The organism is Caballeronia sp. TF1N1, assembly GCF_022878925.1.
Taxonomy (GTDB): domain Bacteria; phylum Pseudomonadota; class Gammaproteobacteria; order Burkholderiales; family Burkholderiaceae; genus Caballeronia.
The window spans coordinates 180,906-205,212 of the sequence record NZ_CP084629.1 but is presented as its reverse complement, the minus strand read 5'-3'; the positions used below and the strand labels follow the sequence as shown (position 1 = coordinate 205,212).

Here is a 24,307-nt window from a genome sequence, read left to right as displayed (position 1 = left end):
GCTGCCACATAAAAGAACAGCAGCGGACTTATCAGGAGACAACATGAACCACGGCTTGGTCAAAGACAGTATCGATGCGTTGCATCGCGTGGCGACGAAGAAGGCGATGTTGAAGCTGATCCCGCTCATGTGCGCGATCTACTTCATGTCCTTTCTCGATCGCACGAACGTCGCGCTTGCAAAGGCGCAGCTTGCCGCCGATGTCGGCATCAGCGCGGCGGCATATGGGCTCGGCTCGGGCATCTTTTTCATCGGCTATGCGTTGCTGGAAGTGCCGAGCAATCTCGCGGCGCATCGCGTGGGTCCACGGCGATGGATCGCGCGTATCGCGGTGAGCTGGGGCATTCTTTCCACCGCGATGATGTTCGTGCAAGGCGAATGGTCGTTCTATGCGCTGCGCGTGCTCTTGGGCATCGCCGAGGCCGGGCTCTTTCCGGCGCTCATGTACATGGTGACGTTATGGTTCGCGCCCGCCGACCGGCCCATCGCGGTCGGCTGGATCTACACGGCGCCCGCGCTTGCACTCGTTCTCGGCAATCCGCTCGGCGGCGCGCTGATGCAACTAAGCGGCACGGGCGGTCTGCACGGCTGGCAATGGATGTTCATGATCGAAGGCATCCCGAGCGTGCTGGCGGGCGTGCTGCTCTACTTCAAGCTGCCGGAGCGTCCGCGCGATGCCCGCTGGCTTTCGACCGATGAAGCGCAAGTGCTGGAAGCACGCGCCGTCATCGATACGCACGGTCATTCCGAACTCACTTCGGAAGACTGGCTCGCCGCGATCAAGCGGCCGACGACCGTGCTCATCGGCCTCATCTATTTCTTGAATCAGGTGGCGTTCGTCGGGCTTTACTTCTTCACGCCTGCAATGATTCAGCAGATGCATGTGAAGACGCCGTTTATCGTCGGCTTGTTGTCGAGCAGCGTGGGTATCGGCTTTCTGCTGGGCGTGTTGATCTTGCCGCGTATTCATCGGCGCTACGGCAACGACTGCGTGTATCTCGGCATTCTGACGGCGGGACTCGTCGCGGCCGGATGCGTGTTCGTCGCGACATCTGTTCCCGCGGCGCGCATGGTGTTGCTCGCGGTTACGGCGTTCTTCGCGGGCGGCGTGTTGCCTTCGTACTGGGCTATCGCAATGAAGCGACTGCAAGGCATTCAGGCGGCGGCGGGGCTTGCTTTCATCAACACCGTCGGGCTGATCGGCGGTTTCGTCGGGCCGTATCTGTTCGGTATGACCGAGACCATCACGGGCCGCAGCGATTCGGGTTTCATGGTGATTCTCGGGGCGTCCGTGCTTGGACTGGCGCTCATTCCGGTGTTCGCAAGAGCGATTCGACGCGAAGATGTGAGTGCATCGCGTGTGACTGAAGGCGGTGCGGCGAGCGCGCATCCGTAAGCGGTCGAGCAGTTGCGGCGTGATTCTTCGCGAACGCATGGAATGCACGATTGCCGCGTCTGCGGGAAGCGCTAGCGTCGCCAGCGACGGCAACATCACAGGGCAGGCCATCCGTCTCGATGGCCTGCCCCAAGTACGAAACTCAACCAGGAATAACCTTCGCCGCCTTCAACTTCTCGAACAACTCAAAGAATGAATCAGGCGTGCTTTGATAGTCGAGAAATCCGGCTTTGCGGCTCTTGGTCATATCGGTGAGCACTTCCATTGGCCGGCCAAGGTCGGCGTCGGTATGCCACCACGAAGCCAGCTTCTCCACGTTCGCTTCAATAAGACCGAAGCGCGCCGCGATATCGGCCCACAAACGCGGCGCGTCCTGCATGCGCGATTCGAGCGGACGCGTTTCGCCATCGAACGGCGCGGCCTCGATGCCGAAGTATTCCGCGAGCTGCGACCACATCCAGTTCCAGCGGAAGACATCGCCATTGACCACGTTGAAGTCTTCGTTACGCGCATTGGGCGAAGTCGACGCCCATTCGAGATGACGCGCCAGAAGGCGTGCATCGGTCATGTCCGTGAGACTGTTCCATTGCGCGGGTGAACCGGGGAACACGAACGGTGCGCCGGTTTCCTTGCAAAGCGTCGCGTACACGGCAAGCGTGACGCCCATGTTCATGGCGTTGCCGAGCGCAAAGCCGATGATCGTATGCGGCCGATGCACGCTCCAGCCGAAGCCATATTTCTTCGCGGCTTCAAAGACCTTGTCTTCTTGCTCGTAATAGAAGTTGTCGACGTCCTGCCGCCCTTGTTCCTCGCGAAACGGCGTGAGCGGCACCTTGCCTTTACCATATGCTTCGAACGGGCCGAGATAGTGCTTGAGGCCGGTCACGAGCGCGGCATGTTCGAGCTTGCCGGTGGGTCCAAGCGCATCGAGTACATGTCGCACCATGGCGCCATTCACGCGGATGTTTTCTTTCTCGGTGGCTTGCCGCGCCCATGCCGTGAAAAACACGTGGCTGAAGTGCTGCCCGTTGAGTGCTTCGCTGACCGACTCCGCTGAAGTCAGGTCGGCGGTCACGGATTCGACGCCTTCGCGTAGGGCCGAGCGGCCGCGCGAGAGACCGGTTACGTGCCAGTCGTCGAGCGTTAGAAGATGTTCCGCGAGATTGCCGCCGACAATACCCGTCGCGCCGATGATAAGTGCTCGTTTTTGCATGGAGATGTGCCTGTGATGAGGATCGATGCGAATCTTGGTGTCGCTCGATTGTAGGCGGGATCGTGCAAACGCGTACTTTGCATACGGCGGTGCTTCATCGGACGAGCCTCACGCAAAAAGAGCGAAGCCCGCAAAGGCTTCGCTCTCGCAGTACCGCGCTGGCTGTCGGTCAGAAGATCAACCGCAAGCGGGCGCCGCCTTCTTGCAGGCATCGGCCAATTGCGGCGGCGGGTCTTTCTTGAACACGGTCTTGTAAGACTCGAGCACATTCGACTGCACGACCGGCAGCGACTGCACGCCAATCCACGCGGGCGGTGTCTGGCCGATCAGCGCCTTCATCATCGCCATGGCTTCGGCTGCGCCCTGATCGTACGGACGTTGCGAGCCCGTCGCCTTGAGCGGACCGCCCTTGGCGATCTCGATTGCCGATTCGAGCCCCAGGTCCACCGTCGTCACAGGCGTGTTGATACCCTGCGCGCGCATCGACGTAAGCGTGTCCAGCGCGGGCTGATCCCACACGGCGAACACGCCCTTGACGTCCGGATTCGCCGTCAGAAAGTCGCCCGCAATCTGCCCGACTTTCGACGGATCGGTGAACGCGACCTGCTTGATCTTGATGTCCGCGCGATTCTTCTTCAGCCAGTCGTTGACGGCTTTGGTCCGCTCCGTCGTGCTGAAGTAATCGACGCCGAAGTTCACGAGACCGACCGTGCCGCCTTTCGGCACGCACGACGCAAGCACCTTCGCCGCGATCTGGCCGTTGCCTTCGCTATCGGCCGAGACCATGGCCGCGTACTGCTCGGGATGCTTGAGGCCGGTTGGCACGTTGTCCATGAACACGAGCTTGATGCCCGCCTGCGAGACCTTCTTGTAGGTCGCGGCCGTTGCCGTGCCATCCACGGGAATGGAAATGATGCCGTCCGGATGGCGCTGTATCGTGTTCTCGATATCGGCGATCTGCTTGTCGACCTGATACTCGGCCGATGCCGTGCCGATCACTTCCACGCCGTATTTCTTGAGCGTATCCGTAATGCCTTGCACTTGAAGTTGCGACCAGTCGAGGTTCATCGTCTGCATCGAAATGCCTACCTTGAACTTGCCGGCCTTGACCTTGGCGGCTTCGGCATCGGTCAGCTTGACGGCATCGACGGCTGCCGCCTTCTCGCCATTCGGTCCCTGGCCGACGATGCCCGTCGGCCCGATCGACGCCACATTCAGCTTCTCGCACGATTGCGCGAACGCCTGCGCACAGCACAGAGCCATGGCAGTCGCCGCCGCGACACTCGCCAGCTTTACACCTGATCCACGACGATAGTTCATGTCTTTCCTCCATTGGTCGCGTTGTACTTCGTCTCCTGCTTTTTTGACTTGCCTTTCGTGGTCTCTCACGCGATGTCGATCTGCGCGGGAAACCAAACCTACTTGCGCGTGAACGCGACTGCCGCGACGATGATCACGCCCTTGATGACGAGTTGCAGCGACGAACTCACGCCGAGCAGCACGAGCCCGTTATTCAGCGTGCCGATGATGAGACTGCCTAGCAGCGTGCCTAGAATGAAGCCGCGTCCGCCGAAAAGACTGCACCCGCCGAGCGTGACGGAGGCAATCACGTCGAGTTCCATGCCCTGCACGACGTCCGGACGCGCCGCATGCGAACGCGCGGACAAGACGAGCGCGGCGAGGCCGGCAAGCGCGCCCGTCAGCACGAATGCGAGCGTCGTCACGCGGCGAATGTTGATGCCCGAGTAGAGCGCGGCCGTGGGATTGCCGCCGGCTGCATAGATTTGCCGGCCGAACACGCTGTAATGCAGAAGCAGAATGCCGCCGATCACGGCAAGCAAGGTCCAGATGATCGGCACCGGCACGCCTGCAATGTCGCCTTCGCCGAAGATCGCAATGAAATGATCGTTCGTGATGATCTCGGGCCGCGTCGTCGTAACCATCAATGCAAGTCCGCGCGCCGCGCTCAAGCTGCCGAGCGTCACGAGAAACGAGGGAATGTTCAAACGCGTCGTGACGAGACCGTTGATCGCGCCGACGATCGCGCCCGTGCCAATGCCCGCGATCGCGCCGATGACCCAGCTATCGCCGATATGCGACATCGCGAGCGCGGCGGCCATGCCGGACAGCGCGAGCGACGATCCCACCGACAAGTCGATCTGCCGCGCGATGATCACGAATGTCATGCCGATAGCGATGATCGACACGAGCGCCGTCTGGCGGCCGATGTTGAGGAAGTTGTCGATGGAGAGAAACCACGGCGACGCGAAGCTGAACACCACCAGCAGAATCGCGAACGCAAAGTACAGCATGTAGGGGCGGTCGCCCTGCAGCAGAAGCTGCGCAATGCGCCGTGCGCGCGAATGACGCTGGGCGCTTTGTTGCTCGGCGGGCATCGGCGAAACAGACTCGTTCATGTTGCAAGCTCTTCGGTAGGGCGGGCCAGTTGTATGAGATGGTGCAGTTCTTCCGCGTGACGAATCTCGGCGCGCTCGACAGTGCGTGTAATCGCGCCATTGGCGACGATGGAAATGCGGTCGCAGAGCCGCAGCAGTTCGTCCAGATCCGACGACACCACCACGACGCCCGTGCCTGCGCGCGCCGCGTCCTGTACCACGCCGTAGATTTCCTCGCGCGCGCCGACATCGACGCCGACCGTGGGTTCATCGAGCAACAACAACTTCGGGCGCGGATGATTCCACTTCGCGAATACGACCTTCTGCTGGTTGCCGCCCGAGAGAAACTTCACGTGTGTCGATACATCGGGCGCTTTCACGGAAAGCTGCTTCATCGCGACGCGTGCTTGTTGCGCGGCGGCTTTCGCGCGCAGCCATCCGCCGCTCGAAAACTGCGGCAGGCGCGGCAAGGTCAGATTGCGTTCGATCGAATGATCGAGCACGAGCCCTTGCACATGACGGTCTTCAGGCACGAGCGCGACGCCGCGCCGGATTGCATCGGAGGGATTGCGCGCGCCGAGCGGTTCGCCGTCGAGATCGATGCTGCCCGACTCCACGGGCAGCAGACCGAAGATGGTTTGCAGAATCTCCGTGCGGCCGCTGCCGATCAGTCCGGCAATGCCATGCACTTCGCCCTTGCTCACGGACAAGTCGACGGCGCAAAGATGCGCGTTGCTTACCTTCGACAGCTTCAGCACGGGCGCATCTGCAGCGCGATCGGCCATCGCGACTTTGGTTTGCGCCGCCGCACCCGCCGAGGTTTCCTGACGCGCCTGCATGGCCGCATGACGCGGGCCGACGATAGCCGCGACGAGTTGCTTCATGTCGGTTTCGGCGGTGGCGAAACTTCCGGCGTTTGCACCATCGCGGAACACGGTCACGCGCTGCGAGATGCGAAAGACCTCGTTCAGCCGATGCGTCACGTAGATCACGCCGACGCCGCGCGCCGTCACGGTGCGAATGGCATCGAAGAGAATTCGTTCTTCGCCGCCTGTCAACGCGGACGTGGGTTCGTCGAGAATCAGCACGCGCACGTCGCCCATCAGCGCCTTGCAAATCTCCGTCATCTGGCGATAGGCGAACGGCAAGGAATCCACGGGCACGCGCGGATCGAGCGGAATATTGTGTTCGCGCAAAAAGGTGCTGACCTGCGCCATGAGTTCACGTTGCCGGACGAAGCCGAGACGCGTGCGCGGTTCGCGCCCGAGCATGAGGTTGGCGCCGACGGACAACGATTCGACCAGACTCAAGTCCTGATACACGACGGCAACGCCTGCCTCGCGCGACTTTGCGGGCGATTCGAATGCGACCCGGTTGCCCGCGATTTCGATCGATCCTTCGTCGTAGGCGTGGACGCCGCTCAATATCTTGATGAGCGTGGACTTGCCCGCGCCGTTTTCGCCGAGCAGCGCGTGCACTTCACCCGGCAGAACTTCGAGATTGACGCCGCGCAGCGCCTGGACGCCACCGAACCTTTTGGTGACGCCGGTCACACGGATCAACGGAACTGGCGGCGATGAAGCGGCCGCGACCGGCTGACTCATCCTGATGTCTCCTTCGTCAAATAGACGAATTCTTATGTTTTCGCGGTCGGGCCGCGTGTTGTGTTGTGATCTTCGCATCATGTAAATGGTGCGTCAATAACAGATAGCCCTAGTTTTCGTGTTCTGAACGGGAGAATCGCAACAATATCGACCGGTTTTGTGATGATCCTATCGTTCCGGGGACGGCTTTCTGTGACGGAGAGTTGCGAGTAATTGTCCGTCAGGCGCGCAGACGCTCGACTACGTTGCCGATGCGAAGGAGCAGCCGAGTAGGGAGCGGTGCGCGGGAGTATCGTGTGCGACAAGCACGCCTTCTTTGGGAGCGCACGATGAACGACACCCGACGACTCGCCGCCTTGCGCATCGCGCTGATTCTCGTGGGTTTAATCGCCATCTTCGCGTTATGGCCGCTCATGATCCTGTGGCCTTCCGGATGGAGTTGGCAAAGCAGCCATTCGGACTACCCGCTGATGATCGTTGGCATCTACGCGACGCTCGGCGTGTTTCTACTGATGGCATCGCGCAACCCGATGAAGCATCTGAGCCTGATCTGGTTCACGGTATGGTCGAGCGTCGTGCACGGCGCAATCATGGTTGTGCAGTCGTTCGGCGCCGAGATGGACGGCACGCGCCACGTCGGTCATTTGCTCGGCGATGTGCCTGCGCTATTTATTGTCGCGGCCGTGCTGGCTTTCCTTATGCCGCGCGAAAACAAGGCACGAGCGCTTTAATCCGCCGATGCAGTGTTCGCGGTGCGTCCCAAGTCTGTAGGACGTACCGCGACCAATACCTTATATGCGCTCAGGCTTGCGCTTGAGTTTCCTTCAACGCTTCATGCTTGTGCGAATGCGTCGCTCCGTATTTCAACTCGAAGTGCGCGCCTTTTCCGTTTCGCGTGGGCGGAAAATGTTCGCCTTCGACGCAGGTGACTTCAAAGGTATCTTTCCCGTCCTCATAGACCACTGAGTAAATGCCCGATACTTTGACGATTTCACCGGGCTTGTACGAACTGTCGCCTGCCATTTAGCTTCTCCTTTTTGGAACCACATACGGACCGACGAAAGAGCAATCGGCGTTCCGAGCGGTGTCATGCCGGTCGGTAAACGGCGCAGGGAGTCGAGTTCGTGTGAACGCGAGCGGGCGTTATTCGCTCGCTTCTCGTCGTGCGTCAGCCGAAATCGCCGATTATCAGTCGTTGCCTGCGGGACGTCGCCAAACTGTTAATTATGGGCACGGGAGCACGGCACGGGAATAGCGATTGCGCTAGTCCAGCGGTGAAACCGTCGCCCACGACAAGAGAAAGACGATACGGTTCGAACGACAACGCGACATTAGTTTGACCAACGAAGTTTCAAAGCGGGCGATCAAGGTCTGATTGATTCTTGTCGATGCAGGCGAGATCGTCTCCCTGAAGGACGCTTCCTGGCTTTGGACTTCATCAGGAGCAGGGCCATGATGCACGAGTTTCTCAAGAATAATCGAAGCGTCTTGCTTGAACGTTGCCGCATGATGACTTTCAAGCGGAACGCTGAATCTCCGGCGATGGCGGATATAAAGATCGTCCTTCCCGAACTGCTTACGCAAATTACCGAACTTCTGCGCCAGCACCGCACCGCCGAAACTCAGAATTCGACAACGGGGCTTCCCGAACGGGGTGAATCGAAGGATACCCCGATAGGCAGAACCGCACGCGAAGCAGGCAGGGTGTTATTCGGAACGGGACTCAAGATCGAAGACATCGTCGTAGGTTACGGCGATCTATGCCAGGCGATTACCGAACTGGCCGTAGAACGGGATGCGCCTTTCAAGGTACAGGAGTTTCGAATACTCAATCTGTGCATCGACACGGCGGTTGCCAATGCCGTAATGGCTTATTCAGCCGCGCGAGACAACGCGCGCACGAATAGCGGCGCTCAGACGCAGACCGATGAGAACAGAATGCTTGCGCACGAGATGCGCAATCTGATCCACACTACGCTGCTTGCATTCACCGCTTTACAAAGAGGAAATCTCAGCGCGAAAGGAGCCACCGGACTACTTGCTGAGCGTAGTCTTTTGCGACTCGGCAAGCTGACTGATCGAATGCTTCGCGACTCCGCAGACCCGGCGACCGTACGTTACGACGACGTTATCTTCAGTCTTGCTCCCTTAATCCTCGAAATCGAGGGAGCGGCGCGAGTGGACGCGACAGCCCGTGGAAAAAGCTTTTCCGTTACTCCGGTCGACGCGCTCATCAAGGTTCGTGGAGATCGCGACTTGTTGTATGAGGCGATAATCAACCTCTTACAGAATGCGTTCAAGTTCACCAAGGAGAAAAGCGCGGTCGCGTTGAGAATCTATGTGAATCACGACGTCTTTATTGAAATCCACGATCAGTGCGGAGGACTTCCTTGTAAGAACGGCGAGTCGATGTTCGATCCTTTCGTGCAATTCAACGCAGATCGCAGCGGACTGGGCTTAGGACTGACGATTGTGAGGCGCAACGTAGAGACTTTGAGGGGAACCGTGGAAGTGAAGGACATTCCTGGCCACGGTTGCGTCTTCATTATTCGCTTGCCGCTCGTTTCACACGCATGAAGTCAGAGTTGGCCGCATTCATGGCGCGATCCAATGACCGTGCCACTCGTTGCGTTTGAGCCAGAAGTTTGCGCGCCGGTGCATTTCGCCCGAGACGTCGAGGAAATCGATCTTACTGACGATGACGTCGATGAGGCAGAAGTGTTCGAAGCCATCCGTCTGAGTGTGCGCTGTTGTGTCGTCGGCTTCCGGGCGCGCATCGGGCGGACTGTCCACTAGTGTTCCCGGAGGCAACGGCGCACGATAAAGCGTGAGCGATCCGGGGCGGCTCGCGTTCCACACGGCGCGTCTTTCGTCGTCGTCGATGACTCGTTGCGCGCGCCCTTCGAGTCGAATCTGGATGCCGGCACGCCAGTCGCCGACAAGCGCGGAGACGTTCGGCTCCTGTTCGATCTCAGCGAGCTTTTCCGATCTCACGTCCGTGTGAAAGCTCACAAGCGCGCGGTCCTGGATGGCACGCCGCATTACGACCGTGCGCAGTTTCGGCGCGCCATCGAGCCCGATGGTCGCGAACTGCATCAACGTGTAGGCGGAACGCTCGCGGCCGGGATTGGCGCCTGAAAGCAGGTGGCTCCACGTCTGCGCCAGGATTGCATCCAAAGCGTTGCTCAACCGACGCCTCCGTTGCTTGATGCAGTTGAAGTGGCAGCGGCGATTAGTCAGCCTTGAAGACGATGGCGGCTGTGTCGTCGATCTGCGTGAAGCTGCGCACGAAGCGATACGACTGCTCGTCGATCTCGATTCGATTTGCACCTGACGAGGTCAGTTCCAGCATTTCATCGGCGAGCGATTTTGGAATCGAGCCTACTTGTTTCAACTCTTCCTTGGGTCCGGATGGGTCGCCGAGATAGACCGTGCAAACGTCGGCGGTATGCCGAATAAGGACGACGCTTGTCGCCTTGTCGAGCGCGCGTTCCAAATAATCGGCGAGTGGGCGTAACGATTCGAGTTTGTGATCGGAACGGTCGTCAGCGAATCCATTGATGTCTGGCACTGCGGCCTCCCTGATTTGATCGTCTGCACCGTGGTTTCGATACGTCGAAGCGCACGATGGTGCAAGCGACGGAGTTTCGATTAGCGAACCGGCTCTTCGGCTTTCTTTCCCGACAGCAACGATTCGATGGCGGCGACGGATAGCGGTTTGGACAAGTGGCCATCGAAGCACGACATATCGAAATGTTCGTGGATGTCGTCGTGTGCGGTCAGCGAGAAGATGCGCCGGGAGGCATATTTCTCGGATGCGCGGAGTCGCATGCACAGAGCGTGGCCATTGATATCGGGAAGCCCGATATCCAGAAGAATGAGTTCGAACGCGCCTTCGCCTGCGGCCGCTTTCAGCGCCTCGGTGCCGGTGTAGGCGCGAGTGACCGCATGACCCATGGACCCCGCGATTTCGGCGAGCATGTCGGTGGTATCGGTGTAATCGTCCACTACGAGAACTTTCATTTGAAGTGCTCCCAACAGTGAGGACCGAGGTGCGGGGTTTTGATGTTGAGGTTGCAGTCTACTCTAGGTTGCTGGGTTGGATGGGGTGGTGGTATTCAGCCGCGAATACTCCAGGAGCGAGAATCGATGATATGTATGTCGTATGCGGGCAGGCACAGCGCAGCGGTATGTGGCTGCATAACGAGGCAGAAACGGACAGATCTTTTCGTTCACCTTCTAAAGCGTCAATCTATCCGCCTCGATGAGGGTAGGCCCTCACTTATCGAAGTTGGCAGCCGTAATCGACTAGTATTGATCAGAGACATCAGCCGCACGTGTGCAGTAACGCTCAGAGTTTTAGTCGTTCAACCGGGGCCTTCCAAGACGGAGCTGCTGAGCACCAACTTGCGTTGCTTGGTGTCACTGAGAATCTTTGACCGAGACTTACCAACTTCCGTCATATGTCGTTAGCGGCGACTTCGTCCCACGAAATTTCTTGCTGATTCTTTATGCTACTCAGAAGCAGACAGCCGATGGCGATCATCGCCTGTCTGCGGACAACCCGACGGTGGAAGGTCAGTGCTTCCGTCCCGGCAGTCGCCCAAGCGTCATCGTAAACTTAGAAGTCGGTCCGCACACTCAACATGACGTTACGCCTGTCGCCGAATACACTGTAGAACTGGCCGGGTGGGCGAATGTAATAGCCGCGATCGAAGATATTGTTCAACTGCAGTGTCGCTTCGAGATGCTTGTTGAAGCGATATCCGACCTGCGCATCGAAGATGGCATACGCGCCCTGTTCGACGCCGCGCGATATGCGTGTCTGCGCGAGCATGCCGCCGCCGACCGATACCCCGCGCATGACGCCCTGCGTAAACTGATACCGCGTCCACAGTTTGAAGAGATGCTTGGGGTCCGTGCCATCGGTGAGGCCGGGCGCATCGTTCTCGAAGTGCTCGTTCAGGTACGTATAGCCCGCATAGACGTTCCAGTCCGGCATCGGCTGTCCGGTGACTTCGAGTTCGACGCCCTGACTGCGTGCCTTGCCGGCGGCAAGGTAATAGAACTGATGATCGGGATCGTCGACCGCGCGGTTGTTGTCGTTGATACGGAACAGCGCCATGTTCGTATTCAGGCGTCCGCCGAGCACGCTGCTCTTCACGCCGACTTCGTATTGCTCGCCGGAACGCGGTGGAATGCCCGCGCCGGAGAATGTCGTCTGCGTCTGGGCGTCGAGGAAGCGCGCGTAATTCGCGTACGCGGTGACCGCCGGCACGATATCCCAGACGAGTCCCGCCGACGGCAGAAAACGATGGTTGATCTGCGAGTTCGTCGCCCAGTCCGAGAGGTCGGGCAGTGTCGATTGCGTGCGATCCTGTACGAACGCCTCGCGCGCGCCGAGCACGAGTGTCAGCGGATTCGCGAGCTTGATGCGCGCCTGCGCGTAGATGCCGTACTGGACGGTGCGCTCGTTCGTGCCGAAGCTGAAGGGCGTATCGACCTGCGGCACGGCGTTGGGATCGAACAGGCTGAAGGTGCCGCCGTTGAACGGGCCATCGACGGACTGGAAGCCCGAGAGCGCCGTCGACGACATCACCGAATAATTTGCGCCGACCGTCAACGTGTGCGTCTGCCCGAAGAGCCGGATGGGACCGGACACGTTGCTGTCCGCGCCGAACCAGTCGTACGTGTTGCGCTGATTCTGATCGCCGTAGAAGCTGAGGCCATCGGTGGTCGCGCCCGGTCCCGAGTACGCGTAGTACGCCCGCGTCAGCATGTGCCGGTAGAACAGCGTCGTGGAGGACTTCCAGCCGCTTTCGAAGCGATGCACGAGGTTCGCGTTGGCTTCCTGAATCGACGTGTACGACGTGTTCCAGCTCGGGCTGAAGTTCTGTGCATACGAACTCGGCACGCGGCCGACGAGTGCGGTCTGATCCGCATTGAGCACGCCGCTCGCGCCGTAGTCGAGGCCGTACATCGGCAGGACTTCGTAGCCGCCCGAGAGCGAGAGCGTCGTGCGCGGCGTGAAGTCGTAGTCGATCGCGCCATAGGCCATGAACTCCTTGCTGCGCGCCCGGTCGATCGATTGATGCCCGGCCTCGCCGACGATCACCGCGCGCCCGCGCAGGCTGCCGTCCTTGTTGAGCGGTCCGGTGACGTCGATCATCTGCCGCACGCTGCCGAAGGAATCGACTTGTGTGTCGGTCGTCAGATGGAATTGATTTTGCGGCCGTTTGCGCACGAGATTGACGACGCCGCCGGGCTCGCCTGCGCCGTCGATCACGCCGGCCGGTCCGCGCAACACTTCCACGCGGTCGTACATCGCGAGGTCGAATTGCGTGAGATATTGCAGGCCGCTGACGATGGGCGTGCCATCGAATTCGATGCCGAGTTGCGAGCCCCGCGCGCGGAAATAAGCCGTGCCGTCGCCGTAGCTGACCGAACTGACGCCCGTCACGTAGCGCAAGGCTTCTTCGATGGTCGTGTCGTTGCGGTCGTCCATTTGCTGGCGCGTGACGACGGAAACCGAGTACGGCGTCTCCTTGATCGATTGCGCGCTCTTGCCCGCGATGGTCGCGCGTTTCGCGGCGTACGAGCCGCTGTCTTCGGTCGTCGCATCGGTGCCGGTGCTGTCGGTCACCACGACGGCGGGCAACGTCACATCGCTGCCCGCCGGGTTTTGCGCGCGTGTGGGCGGCGATGTCGCGCCGAGCATCGTCAAAAGCGCGAGCGCAAGTGGCGTCATGCGCGGCGCGCGCACGCGCCATCCCGTCGTCGGCGCGGGCATCGCGCCGCGCGGGTCATTCCCTCTTCTCATGTTTTCTCATCCCATCGTTGAATAGACAAACGGCGTCGTCCCGCTGCATGCGGGCTTGAATCGGATGGGGACATTGGTTGTGTGGTGCGAGGCACGCGCGGCCCCGTTCTATCGACTTCGATGCAACCGTCATGTTTGCCGCGCACCGCGCAGCAGGATCAGCATGACGAGCCACGGACCGCCGAGCAGTGTCGCGACGAGACCGGCCGGAAGTTGCTCCGGATAAGGAATCTGCCGTCCCAGCCAGTCCGCGACGACCATCAGCAGCGCGCCGAGCATCGCTGCGAGGTAGACCTGCGGCAGCGGACGCCGCCCGCCCGAGAGCCGCGCGATATGCGGCGCGATCAGCCCGACGAAGGACAGCGGTCCGACCACGACCGTCGCCGCCGCCGTCGATACCGCCGCGAGCAGCAACAGGCCGAAGCGCGCGCGCCCGACCGGTACGCCGATGCTCGCCGCCACCTGCGGACCGGCGCCGAGCGCCGCCAGCCAGCGCGCGAACAGCGGCGCCACGGCGAGTACCGACATCGCCAGCACGGCCATGAGCAATGCCATCGCCGGCTCGATGTAGTAGGTCGACCCGACCAGCAAATCGAGCAGCACGCCCGCGCGTGGATCGCCGCTCGCCATGACCGCGCCGACGACCGCCTGGAACAGCGCGCTGATCGACAATCCAACGAGCAGCAACCGCTCTGGCGCGAACCGCGCGCGCCGCCCGAGCCAGAGCAGCAAGCCAAGCGTGGTGCACGCGCCGGCCACGCTTCCGGCGAACAGCGCGGCCGGTTCGAAGCTGCCCGCGATCAGCAGCACCGCGACGACGCCGAACATGCCGCCCGAGCCGACGCCGAGCAGGTCTGGGCTTGCCATCGGATTCGCGGTCATGCGCTGCAACAGCGCGCCCGCCGCGCCCAGCAGACTGCCCGCTGCGAGCGCGGCAAGCAGGTGCGGCACGCGCCAGAAGAGGAGCGCGTCGATGTCGGCCGGATGCGCGAACCGCCAACCGTCCGGTCCGCGCGTGACGACGAACGACAACGCGCACGTGATCGCGAAGAGCGCTGCCCACACGAGCGGCATCGTGCGCACTGCGTGCGGCGGGGTGCCGCGGTCATGCGTTTCGCGGATGTCCGGCGTGGTGCGAAGGCGCGGCAGCAGGACGACCAGGAGCGGCACGCCGATCATCGACGTGACCGTGCCGGTGGGAATCAGATGCGCTGAGAACAGCTCGCCCTGCGAGACGATGCGCACGAGTTCGTCGGTGAGGAAAAGCAGGGCGGCGCCCAAAAGCGGCGCCCACACGAGGCGGTCGCGCAGGCGGCGCGCGCCCGTGAGCCGCGCGAAGAGCGGCGCCGCCAATCCGACGAACCCGATCACGCCGACCTGCGCCACCACGCTCGCCGTGAGCACGACCGCGACCAGCAGCGCCGCGCCGCGCATCCAGCCGACCGCGGCGCCGAGATTGCGAGCGGTGGCATCGCCGGCATCGAAGAGTTGCAGCGGTCGATGCAGCAGCGCTGACGCCAGCGCGCAACCGCCCACGCTCGCCGCAACGCGCGCGGCGCTTTGCCAGCCGGTCTGATCGAGCGCGCCGCCGCCCCAGATTTGCAAGCCTTGCAGCAGATCGAAATGCATGACGCCGATCGCGAGGCTGATCGCGCCGCAGTACAAATTCACCACCATGCCCGCGAGAATCACTGCAAGCGACGACATGCGTTGCAACCATGCCAGGCCGAGCACGAGGATCATTGCCAGCGCGCCACCCGCGAGCGCGATGGTTTCGCGGCCCGCTGCGAGCCAGCCCGGCAGCCACACGCTCACGACGGCGAGCCCGAGATACGCGCCGGGGAAGATGCCGAGCGTCATCGGTTCGGCAAGCGGATTGCGCAACACCTGCTGCACCAGCACGCCCGCAAGCCCGAGCGCCGCGCCGCACAGCAGCGTCATGGCGATGCGCGGCAGCACGCTTTCGTGCACCAGCACGTCGCGCATGTCGGTGAAATCGGGCGAAACGAGCGCCTTCCAGAACGATGCGCCGTCGAGCGCGCCATGCAAATGCAACGCGGCGAGGCACACGGCGGGCAGCATCAGGCCGGCGAAAAGTGCAAGCCGCCAGTCGCGTGGCGGCGCCGAAGGGTGAGTGAGTGCGACGCGGCTGCTACGCAAGCCCACCTCCGCCGTTATCGATGATGGTGCGTGCATTCGCCATTGCGGTCGCGAAGCGTTGCATCGAAATCAGGCCGCCGTACGGGGCGATCACCGGCAACACGGCCACGCGTTTCTCGCGGACCGCTGGCAGCGCGCGCCAGAGCGGGCTCGCCGTCAGCGCCGCGCGGATGTCGGGCGCGAGCGGCCGAGTCAACGCGATATCGGCGTCGGCGGCTTCGAGGAGACGGGGCAACGGCACGACGGTGGAACCCATCGCGTTCGTCGTCCAGCGCACGCGCGCAGTCGCGGCGTTCGACAGCCCGATCTTTGCGAGCACATCGTTGAAGAGACTGCCCGCGCCGTACACGCGCAGATGCCGCTCGTCGATCACGTCCGCGACGATCACCGGCCGGCCGCGCGGCACGCGCGCCGCGACGTCGCTCATGACGCGCTCGGTTGAAGCGAAGAGCGCGTCGGCCCGGGCGCGGGCGTCGAAGGCATCGGCCATCACGCGGGTTTCGGCGCACAGGCTCGCGTAGGGATGCCCGTCGGTCATATACGCGCCGAGCGTGAGCGTCGGGGCGATACGCCGCAGCGGCGCGAGCAGTCCCGCATGCGCGGGCGTGACGATCAGCAGGTCCGGCGCGAGCGCGAGCAGCGCATCGAAATTGGGTTGATAGAGAAGGCCGATATCCGCGACATCGGACGGCAGCGGCGGCACCGCGATCGTGTTCGCATACCACGCGGGCAGCGGAATGCCGACCGGCGCGCGCCCGAGCGCGAGCAGCGTCTCGGTCAGCTCCCAGTTCAATACGACGATACGTCGCGGCGCCGGTCCGGCCACGACGCGCGCGGCGCGCGGGAACGCGAGCAGCGCGGCGGCGCCTTGCAGCAGCGTGCGTCTCGGTGGCGACTTCATGACGGAAAACACATGCGGCGGCCGGTGGACGCATCGGTCGTAACCGACATCGGCACGCCGTAGATGGCTTCGAGCCGCGCCGGATCGACGATGACCGCCGCGTCCTCGCGCATCAGCAGACGCCCCTCGCGCAACGCGACGATCCGGTCGCAGAAGCGCGTCGCCATGTTGATGTCGTGCATGACGATGACAGCGGTCATCGCGCGCTCGGCGCACAGCGTCCTGATGAGTTCGAGCACGGTCAGCTGATGGCCGACATCGAGCGCCGACGTCGGTTCGTCGAGCAGCATGCAGCGCCCGTTCTGCGCGACCAGCATCGCGATCCACGCGCGCTGGCGCTCGCCGCCCGACAGGCTGTCCACGGTGCGGTCGGCATAACAATGAACATCGGCGGCTTGCATCGCCCGGTCGACGTGCGCGGCGTCGCCGGCCGTGAAGCGCCCGAGCGCGCCGTGCCACGGATAGCGGCCGAGCTCGACGAGTTCGCGCACCGTCATGCCATCGGTCGATGGCGTCTGCTGCGGAAGCCAGGCGACTTCACGCGCGAACTCGCGCGTGCTCCAGTCGGCGAGCGGCCGGCCCGCGCATCGGACGACGCCCGTATCCGGCGCAATCTGTCCTGCGAGCAGCTTGACGAGCGTGGATTTGCCGGAGCCGTTGTGCCCGACAAGCCCTGTCACGCGGCCCGGTTCGATATGCAGATCCAGCGGATGCAAGAGCGTGCGCCCGCCCGCCGAGCGCGACACGCCTTCGAGCGAGAAGGCGGGCGGCGTCGCGGTCGCGTACGCCGTCTGGTAGACGTGGCCGTTCATGCGAGCGCCGCCTTTTTCGTGGAACTCACCTGACCGCTGTCGAGCTTGACGATACGATCGGCGAGATCGAAATAACGGTCGTCGTGGGTGATGACGAGCACCGTCTTGGCGCGCGCCTTCAGTTGCGGCAGCAGCACGCGATAGAAGACGTCCTTGAACGCGGGGTCCTGGTCGGCGGCCCATTCGTCGAAGAGATAGAACGGGCGGTCTTCCAGAAACGCCACCAGCAAGGCAAGACGCTTCCTCTGGCCTTGCGACAGATCGAGCGTCGAAAAACGGCCGTTGTCGATGCGCACCTTGTGCTCCAGTTGCAACGCCACGAGCAGCGCGCGCGCCGTGGCCTCGCTGTGCGCGGGCAGGCCGAGCAGCGAATCGAACAAATGGAAATCGCTGAAGACGACGGAGAAAAGCTGGCGGTAAGCGGCGCGATTGCCGTCGTCCACCACCGTTTCGTCGATGACGATGCGTCCCGACTCCGGCGCATACAGCCCGACCAGCACCTTCGCGAGCGTGGTCTTGCCGCTACCGTTGCCGCCCACGAGATAAACGAGTTCGCCCGCCCGGAACGTCAGATCGATAGGTCCGAGCGTGAAAAAACCGTCCTCGGCTTCGCGCACGTAGCGATGTTCGACGCCTTCGAGCGTAATGCTCTCGAACGCATCGGCGTCGAGCGAGGCGCTTGCGGGCTCGGGCGGCAGGGCTTGTTCGAGCTGATCGATGCGCTCGAACGCGATCCGCGCGCTGCCGATGGCGGGCAGGGCCGCCAGCAATCCTTCGACCGGCATGATGAGGTAAAGGAAGACGAGCGCGTAACCGGACATCACGTGCGCGTCGGCATCGAAGAGACGCGCGAGCACGAAGAGGGTCAGGCCGACGAAGCCGAACAGCAGCAGATTGCCCCAGCTCGCGGCCAACGCGTGCAGCATGTAGCCGCGCGTGCGCTGCGCGCGCACCGCTTCGACATGCGGGGCGAGATCACGCGCGACGAACGCATCGGCACGCGCGCGATGCAGCTTTAGTTCCTTCGCGCCGTCGAAGAGCGAGCGAAAGCGTTGCAACAGGCCGTCTTCGCGCTGCCGCGAATCGCGCAGATGGAGAAGCGCCCGCGAGCCGATCAGATGCGTGCCGAGCGATCCCGCGCCGATCGCGACGAGCGCGAACAGCAGAATCGGCAGGGACAGCATGCCGAGATAGACGAGACAACCCGCGATCACCGCGCCCTGCATGACGATCGACGGCAGACTGATGAAGAACACGACGATGGTGTCGAGGTCCTGCGTGAGCGCGTTGATGGCGCGCGACGCGCCGCATCGTTCGAGATCGCGGTACGACGCGCCCGCGATGCGGCCGATCGTCTGCAAGCGCAACCTCGCCTTGGCGTGCTGTCCGAGATACATGAACAGCATCTGCGAAACGACCCGCGTGAGAATGACCACGACGCCCAGCGCCGCGAAGCGCACGCCGAGCGTGAGCAGTTCGTCGCCGGTTGCGCGCAGCGCCTGATTGATCAGCGCGACGAGCGCCGCGTTCGCCGCGCCGCTGACGAGACTGACGACCAGCGCGACAGGCAACAACCCGCGCGCGCTGCGGATCGACGAGGCTATCAGAGACACGTGCGCACACCCTCGTTGAAAGCAGCCAAGGCAGGCGGCTGCCCGCAAAGCGCATTGGGCGGCAACAAAAATGCGAGAATGCGAACCATTAACATTTCAACCGATGGGTCGGCGCTAAGTGTTGAGTGACGACGAGTTTAGCGTTTCGTCGAAAAATCAGGCCGACACCGAATATCGAATTTCTGACAACTATTGGTGTTTTATCGATAGTTTTTTGCGTACCACTTTTTCGCGACCATGAAAGAGTTCCTGCTCAAACGCTATCCGATCGAACGCGTCCCGCTGTCGCGAGACGTGATGGCGACCCTCGTCGACTATCGTCATGGCGAGCGTATAACCTGGCATCAACACAAGCACGGACAACTGGTGTTCGCCGTGCGCGGCGTCGTGCGCGTGCTCACGCCCTCGCGCACCTGGACGCTGCCGCAGTCGCGCGCAGTTTGGCTGCCATCCGATGTCGATCACGAACTGCACGCGGTCGGCGACACGCAACTATGCAGTGTGTATTTCGAGCCGCGTGTGTTTCCGTGGTCGTGGCATCAACCGGCCGTGATTGCAGTGTCGCCGTTGATGAGAGAGCTGGCCATCGTGCTGGGCGCCGCGGGCGAGCGATACGCCGAGGGAAGCCATGCCTCGCTCAGCGCGCCGCTGTTGCTGAAGGTGTTGAGAGAGACGCCCGCGCTCGCCGAGCCCGGCGTGCCATTGCCGCGCGATGCACGGCTGCTGCAGATCTGCGAGCACATGATGAACGACCCGGCGAGCGAACTGACGCTCGATTTCTGGGGCGAGCAGTTTCACACCAGTGGGCGAACATTGGCGCGCTATCTAAATGCCGAGACTGGATTGACCTTTGGCGCATGGCGTCAGCAGATACGAGTCGCGGAGGCAATCACGCTCCTTACGCTGGGACAGCCTGTGACGCAAGTTTCGAAGAAGCTTGGCTATCGCAGTGCCAGTGCCTTCATCGTCATGTTTCGTCAGGTCACGGGAGAGGCGCCACAACGTTACCTGGCTTCGCGCTCGTCGAGCAGATAAACGGAGAGCGGGGCGTCTTATGCAGACTTCGAGTTGGAAACTTAGATGTAGATCGCATCATTGCTCGAATGACGTTCGTATAGCTGCGGTCTTCGTTCGGGCCTCGATAGCTGAATGTCGAATGGCCGTTGTAGCGTTGAAAGCCGTCGTCGTTGGTACGTGGGGGAGAAGGGCCGTTGAGGGTCGTGAAGACTCATGCGCGCCTGCGGACGTTCGATTCAGCGGTGCAAGCCGGCGAATTACCGCAAACGGACGGACTGCAGCCACACGGTTCGTAACCGGGGAAGGTCGGCTATGGCCGAAAAGACGCCGTCACCGCAGCATGCGAACGCAAGCCGCAAGCCGCAAGCCGCAAGCCGCAAACCGCAAACCGCAAGCCGCAATCCCCAAACCTCGACCTTCTCAAAACCGGGCGAACGCCATTAATCGAACGTCATGGAGCGTGCATAGCGGGTTTAAAGTCGACCAATTCGACGCAAACTAGCGCTCGCTCTGAAGGCGCTAAAAGGTTGAGCAAAATGCAGCACGGCTGAGAACCGTGAGGTCGCGGCGCAGGTCCTTCACCGTGCACCTCCCAACCATCAATGGCATCATTCCCGGCAACCGACAAACAACGCCCCGGAGGCCCCACCAATGACCCCAAAAATCGACGTACCCCAAGTAGAAGCCCTTCTGCGAGACGTCGGCCAATCACTGCTTCAAACTTTCAACACCCAAAACCCCATCTACGAAAACGCCGAGATGATGCGCGTTTTCAAGTCCCTCGACGATCAAGCCGCCAACACCATCCGCGAAGCGCTCGCCGCTCGTTATCCTGAGATCGCGTGGCTCGAAGGAGAACTCGTAGAAGCCGACGCCCAGACAAGCGACAAGAAAGCCTTTTGGATCTGCGACGCGATCGATGGCGCCGTCTAGTTCTTGCGTTCCATCGCCTCATGGTGCATCACCATCGCGCTCGTGGAAGAAGGCGTCACGGTCTTCGCGATGACCTACGATGCCATCCGCAACGAATGTTTCCACGCCGTGCGCGATGAAGGCGCGTTTCTGAACGGCGGCCGCATAGCCGTGAATGGCCGCAAACACCACGCAGGCGCAATGCTCGCCACCAGTCAGCCGCCGTTCATCGGGAACAAACCAGCAGTTATCGAAGCCGCAGGCGAGTCGTTAAGCGCGATGCTTGCCAAATCGGGCGCTGTCCGCAATCTCGGACCCACATCGCTGCAACTCGCCTATGTCGCGTGTGGGCGGCTCGATGGCTTCTGGGAATTCGGAGAAGATACATTCAACTGTGTTGCAGGCGCTTTGCTTGTCGAAATGGCGGGCGGTCGCGCGACCAACGCTATCGGCGAGCCTTATGGGTTGAAGTCGGCAAGCATCGTCGCTGCATCGAGTGGCGTATCGGAAAGCATCATCGAAACTTTTGCTGCGCATCCTGGATTGACGCGCGCTGCGTAGTTTCGGTCTGGTTTGAAAGACGAGTTCGATCAGTTATACGAGGAAGGCGCGAACCGTCGTCGCATGATGCTCGTTGGTTTCCACGACCGCATCAACGGTCACGCAAATCGCATCCGCATGCTGGACCGCTTCTTTACTTATGCACGCTCCAAACCCGACGTATGGTTCGCGCGAAAGGACGAGATAGCGCAATGGGTGCTCGCGCATCGCGCGGATACGCCGGTGCTAAAACGTGGCCGAGCGTCGGTGACGGGGTTGCCAGCTTGAGCGTTTGAGCCGGGTCACTTCACTATCTCAGGCGCAGCAGGCTGATTGGTTCCGTTAGGTCCAGGTGCCGTGGCGTGCGGGGTTTGCATCGCTCCATCCGTTGGCGCACCCGTTTTCATTTCCGCACTCACGGCCTTTATCGATCCAACGCCCGGTTTCTCCACGACCTCGTTACCAGGCGGCGCAAATACATTCACCTCTTCTTGCGAATAGGCGTTTGCAAGCGCGCTATAGAAGACGGCCGCAGCCGCTGTCGGCAACACGATAACGAGTCGCATACGACCTCCACTTTGGACGATGGCCAAAGCCTCGGTGATTGCATCGAGGAACTTCAACAGAAGAAATGAACCGGGCAGTGCATGCTGCCTCAAGTAAGTTATAGGCCCTGCCGATAGCGATTGACAGGCCGCTTAGAAAAATTGTCAGCATATGCATGGATTACTTCAATGCCATCGCGAGCAAAACATGGCATCGAAAGCAATCAGTATGTGTTTAGTCAGATTTGAAACAAAGCTCCAGTCGAGCGGGGGCAGTGACGATATGCAGTGATCTTTTACAACGTCCCCTCTCGATCTCCAATGGCATTCCTTTCCAACATTAAAATCGGCCGGCGCCTGGGCGCTGGTTTTGCAGTCGTTTTGTTGCTGCTGTGCGCGGTCGGTGGCATCGGTCTCGTTCAGGCATCGCGCATCTATGACGGTACGCGCGAGATGGGCCAGAACTGGCTGCCGAGCGTCGAGGCGCTCGGTAAGGTGCGCGGTTTCGCGGACGATGTGCGACGCACGTCCTTACGTGCGCTCGTCACGAGCGACGCGTCCGATCGCAAGACCGTGATTAACCAGCATACGCAGCTAATTTCCAAATTTGCCGCGGCATTCGACGGCTATGCGCAACTCGTCTCGTCGCCCGAAGAGCAGCGGGTTGCGAGCGGCATCAAGTCGGCATGGGCGCAGTATCTGGAACTCGATGCGAAGATTCAGTCGCTCACCGAATCCGGCGACACAGGCATGGCCGAGGCTCGCAACTTGGCCGGCGGCCCTTCCGCGAAGGCATTTGCAGACGTGCAGGAGTTGATCGACGTCGACATCAAGCTGAATCACGAGGGCTCGACCGCCGAGATGGAAAAGGCGCATGCGTCCTATCAAAGCACGATGGCATGGACGGTCGGTCTCATCGCGGTGGCAATCGTGCTGGGCGCGGGAATCGCGTCTGCAATCACGGTGTCGATCACGCGGCCCATCCGCCGTTCGGTGGAAATAGCGGAAACGGTCGCGCGTGGCGATCTCACCGCAGTAATCGAAGTGCAAGGCAGCGATGAGACGAGTCAGTTGCTCGGCGCGCTGCGCCACATGAACGAGCGCCTCGTCGATCTCGTGAGCCGCGTGCTGACGAGTAGCGCAGGCATCGCGACGGCGTCGGCGGAAATCGCATCGGGCAACACCGATCTGAGTCAGCGCACGGAAGAGCAGGCCGCTTCGCTTGAAGAAACGGCCGCGAGCATGGAAGAGCTCACCACGACGGTCAAGCAAAACGCCGACAATGCGAGTCAGGGCAACGCGCTGGCCGCGCAGGCGTCGGAAACAGCAGCGCGCGGCGGCGAACTGGTCAGCCGCGTAGTCGATACGATGCACGGCATTTCCGGCAGCTCGGAGCAAGTCGCGCAGATCATCTCGGTCATCGAAGGTATCGCGTTCCAGACCAACATCCTCGCATTGAATGCGGCCGTGGAAGCCGCGCGCGCAGGCGAACAAGGTCGCGGTTTCGCGGTGGTGGCGGGCGAAGTGCGCACGCTTGCACAGCGCAGCGCGACGGCCGCAAAGGAGATCAAGGATCTGATCACCGAGTCCGTGGAACGCGTGAACAATGGTTCGGCGCTCGTGGACAACGCGGGCCGCACGATGACGGAGATCGTGCAGGCCGTGAAGCGCGTGGCCGATCTGATGGGCGAGATCAGCTCGGCATCGGGCGAGCAGCATCATGGCATAGAACAAGTCAACACCGCAGTCATGCAGATGGATGAAATGACGCAGCAGAACGCGGCGCTCGTCGAGGAAGCATCGGCGGCCGCGCAGTCCATGGCGTCGCAGTCGGCTTCGTTGCGTGATCTCGTCGCGGTATTCAAGGTGGATGCAGCGGCTGCGCGCGCGGTTCCGGTATCCACGGCGGCGAAGCCAACGAGCTCGTCTCGCGTCGCTCTCAAACCTCGCGCTCCAGCGCCGACCAAGCCTCGTGCCTCCGCGAAGACAGCGCCGAAACCTGCGCCGACGCATGCAGCGACTGCGAGCGCGGAAGGGGACTGGCAGACGTTCTGAGAGCGCGAGCGAGCGAGCCATCCGCGTCAGCAGGCGTGGATGGTGGGAATCGTGGCGCTCTCACGAAGCAATCGCAACCATTCCTCACACCTCTTCAAGTGCACACCCAGGCAGCACGTCCCGCACCATTCCCGCTCCACCATGCGCCGCCATCGCGCAACGCGGCGCTAACTCGAGCACGCCACCAAACGGCCACTTGTGTCCGTCTCAGCCGCTAGCGACCGAAACGGCCACAAACCCTTCCCAACCCCGCCAACAATCGACAGCACACAGCCACCTCGCCAAACACGGCGTGGAAGTCGCTAAAGAGTCATCCGTTCACA

General features: G+C 61.7%; 21 protein-coding genes. 8 read left to right on the top strand and 13 right to left on the bottom strand.

Features of this window, described 5'->3' with window-relative positions; all coding sequences use genetic code 11:
• Positions 1 to 43 precede the first annotated feature (43 nt).
• Positions 44 to 1,396 carry an MFS transporter gene (locus LDZ28_RS27105; RefSeq protein WP_244831720.1) on the top strand — a complete coding sequence of 451 codons (1,353 nt, stop codon included), beginning with the start codon at positions 44 to 46 and terminating at the stop codon, positions 1,394 to 1,396.
• Between the two features lie 142 nt (positions 1,397 to 1,538).
• Here LDZ28_RS27105 and LDZ28_RS27100 read toward each other — a convergent pair whose 3' ends face one another.
• The 4 genes from LDZ28_RS27100 to LDZ28_RS27085 form a co-directional block, all read right to left on the bottom strand.
• Positions 1,539 to 2,609, bottom strand: coding sequence for an SDR family oxidoreductase (locus tag LDZ28_RS27100; protein ID WP_244831719.1), 1,071 nt, complete (start codon positions 2,607 to 2,609; stop codon positions 1,539 to 1,541).
• Positions 2,610 to 2,786: 177 nt separating this feature from the next.
• Positions 2,787 to 3,929: a substrate-binding domain-containing protein gene (locus LDZ28_RS27095; protein WP_244831718.1), complete on the bottom strand. Its 1,143-nt coding sequence runs from the start codon at positions 3,927 to 3,929 to the stop codon at positions 2,787 to 2,789.
• A gap of 98 nt (positions 3,930 to 4,027) precedes the next feature.
• Complete coding sequence (locus LDZ28_RS27090) at positions 4,028 to 5,026, bottom strand: ABC transporter permease (RefSeq protein WP_244831717.1); 999 nt, start codon at positions 5,024 to 5,026, stop codon at positions 4,028 to 4,030.
• A complete protein-coding gene (locus LDZ28_RS27085; RefSeq protein WP_244831716.1) occupies positions 5,023 to 6,609 on the bottom strand; it encodes a sugar ABC transporter ATP-binding protein in 1,587 nt (528 codons plus the stop codon). The genes LDZ28_RS27090 and LDZ28_RS27085 overlap by 4 nt, the downstream gene beginning before the upstream one ends.
• Positions 6,610 to 6,938: 329 nt before the next feature.
• Between LDZ28_RS27085 and LDZ28_RS27080 the strand changes: the two genes are divergently transcribed.
• Complete coding sequence (locus LDZ28_RS27080) at positions 6,939 to 7,340, top strand: DUF6632 domain-containing protein (RefSeq protein ID WP_244831715.1); 402 nt, start codon at positions 6,939 to 6,941, stop codon at positions 7,338 to 7,340.
• A gap of 70 nt (positions 7,341 to 7,410) precedes the next feature.
• Here the strand turns inward: LDZ28_RS27080 and LDZ28_RS27075 are convergent, their stop codons facing one another.
• Positions 7,411 to 7,632 carry a YjzC family protein gene (locus tag LDZ28_RS27075; RefSeq protein WP_244831714.1) on the bottom strand — a complete coding sequence of 74 codons (222 nt, stop codon included), beginning with the start codon at positions 7,630 to 7,632 and terminating at the stop codon, positions 7,411 to 7,413.
• 429 nt (positions 7,633 to 8,061) lie between these two features.
• Here LDZ28_RS27075 and LDZ28_RS27070 point away from each other — a divergent pair, with 429 nt between their 5' ends.
• The gene (locus LDZ28_RS27070; RefSeq protein WP_244831713.1) at positions 8,062 to 9,186 is read left to right on the top strand and encodes a sensor histidine kinase KdpD; all 1,125 of its coding nucleotides are present in this window, start codon (positions 8,062 to 8,064) and stop codon (positions 9,184 to 9,186) included.
• Between the two features lie 18 nt (positions 9,187 to 9,204).
• Here LDZ28_RS27070 and LDZ28_RS27065 read toward each other — a convergent pair whose 3' ends face one another.
• The 8 genes from LDZ28_RS27065 to LDZ28_RS27030 all read right to left on the bottom strand — a co-directional run bounded on the left by LDZ28_RS27065 (position 9,205) and on the right by LDZ28_RS27030 (position 18,915).
• Positions 9,205 to 9,798, bottom strand: coding sequence for a pyridoxamine 5'-phosphate oxidase family protein (locus LDZ28_RS27065; protein ID WP_244831712.1), 594 nt, complete (start codon positions 9,796 to 9,798; stop codon positions 9,205 to 9,207).
• Positions 9,799 to 9,841: 43 nt separating this feature from the next.
• Positions 9,842 to 10,180, bottom strand: a complete 339-nt coding sequence (locus LDZ28_RS27060) for a hypothetical protein (RefSeq protein ID WP_244831711.1) — start codon at positions 10,178 to 10,180, stop codon at positions 9,842 to 9,844.
• A gap of 80 nt (positions 10,181 to 10,260) precedes the next feature.
• Positions 10,261 to 10,632 (bottom strand): response regulator, encoded by a 372-nt coding sequence (locus LDZ28_RS27055; RefSeq protein WP_244831710.1) that lies wholly within the window; start codon positions 10,630 to 10,632, stop codon positions 10,261 to 10,263.
• Positions 10,633 to 11,230: 598 nt separating this feature from the next.
• Positions 11,231 to 13,429, bottom strand: a complete 2,199-nt coding sequence (locus LDZ28_RS27050; RefSeq protein ID WP_244831709.1) for a TonB-dependent siderophore receptor — start codon at positions 13,427 to 13,429, stop codon at positions 11,231 to 11,233.
• A 129-nt stretch (positions 13,430 to 13,558) separates the two neighbouring features.
• Complete coding sequence (gene fhuB, locus LDZ28_RS27045) at positions 13,559 to 15,595, bottom strand: Fe(3+)-hydroxamate ABC transporter permease FhuB (protein ID WP_370652296.1); 2,037 nt, start codon at positions 15,593 to 15,595, stop codon at positions 13,559 to 13,561.
• Positions 15,582 to 16,490: an ABC transporter substrate-binding protein gene (locus LDZ28_RS27040; RefSeq protein WP_244831707.1), complete on the bottom strand. Its 909-nt coding sequence runs from the start codon at positions 16,488 to 16,490 to the stop codon at positions 15,582 to 15,584. Before LDZ28_RS27040 ends, fhuB begins: the two co-directional genes overlap by 14 nt.
• Positions 16,487 to 17,302: an ABC transporter ATP-binding protein gene (locus tag LDZ28_RS27035; protein WP_244831706.1), complete on the bottom strand. Its 816-nt coding sequence runs from the start codon at positions 17,300 to 17,302 to the stop codon at positions 16,487 to 16,489. The genes LDZ28_RS27040 and LDZ28_RS27035 overlap by 4 nt, the downstream gene beginning before the upstream one ends.
• Positions 17,299 to 18,915, bottom strand: a complete 1,617-nt coding sequence (locus LDZ28_RS27030; RefSeq protein WP_244831705.1) for a cyclic peptide export ABC transporter — start codon at positions 18,913 to 18,915, stop codon at positions 17,299 to 17,301. The genes LDZ28_RS27035 and LDZ28_RS27030 overlap by 4 nt, the downstream gene beginning before the upstream one ends.
• A 237-nt stretch (positions 18,916 to 19,152) precedes the next feature.
• Between LDZ28_RS27030 and LDZ28_RS27025 the strand changes: the two genes are divergently transcribed.
• From LDZ28_RS27025 to LDZ28_RS27005, 5 genes are all read left to right on the top strand, one after another.
• Complete coding sequence (locus LDZ28_RS27025; RefSeq protein ID WP_244831704.1) at positions 19,153 to 19,950, top strand: helix-turn-helix domain-containing protein; 798 nt, start codon at positions 19,153 to 19,155, stop codon at positions 19,948 to 19,950.
• A gap of 633 nt (positions 19,951 to 20,583) precedes the next feature.
• Positions 20,584 to 20,865 carry an inositol monophosphatase family protein gene (locus LDZ28_RS27020; RefSeq protein WP_244831703.1) on the top strand — a complete coding sequence of 94 codons (282 nt, stop codon included), beginning with the start codon at positions 20,584 to 20,586 and terminating at the stop codon, positions 20,863 to 20,865.
• Positions 20,866 to 20,868: 3 nt separating this feature from the next.
• A complete protein-coding gene (locus LDZ28_RS27015; protein ID WP_244831702.1) occupies positions 20,869 to 21,405 on the top strand; it encodes an inositol monophosphatase family protein in 537 nt (178 codons plus the stop codon).
• 63 nt (positions 21,406 to 21,468) lie between these two features.
• Complete coding sequence (locus tag LDZ28_RS27010; protein WP_244831701.1) at positions 21,469 to 21,672, top strand: hypothetical protein; 204 nt, start codon at positions 21,469 to 21,471, stop codon at positions 21,670 to 21,672.
• Between the two features lie 578 nt (positions 21,673 to 22,250).
• Positions 22,251 to 23,984: a methyl-accepting chemotaxis protein gene (locus tag LDZ28_RS27005; RefSeq protein WP_244831700.1), complete on the top strand. Its 1,734-nt coding sequence runs from the start codon at positions 22,251 to 22,253 to the stop codon at positions 23,982 to 23,984.
• Positions 23,985 to 24,307: the final 323 nt, after the last annotated feature.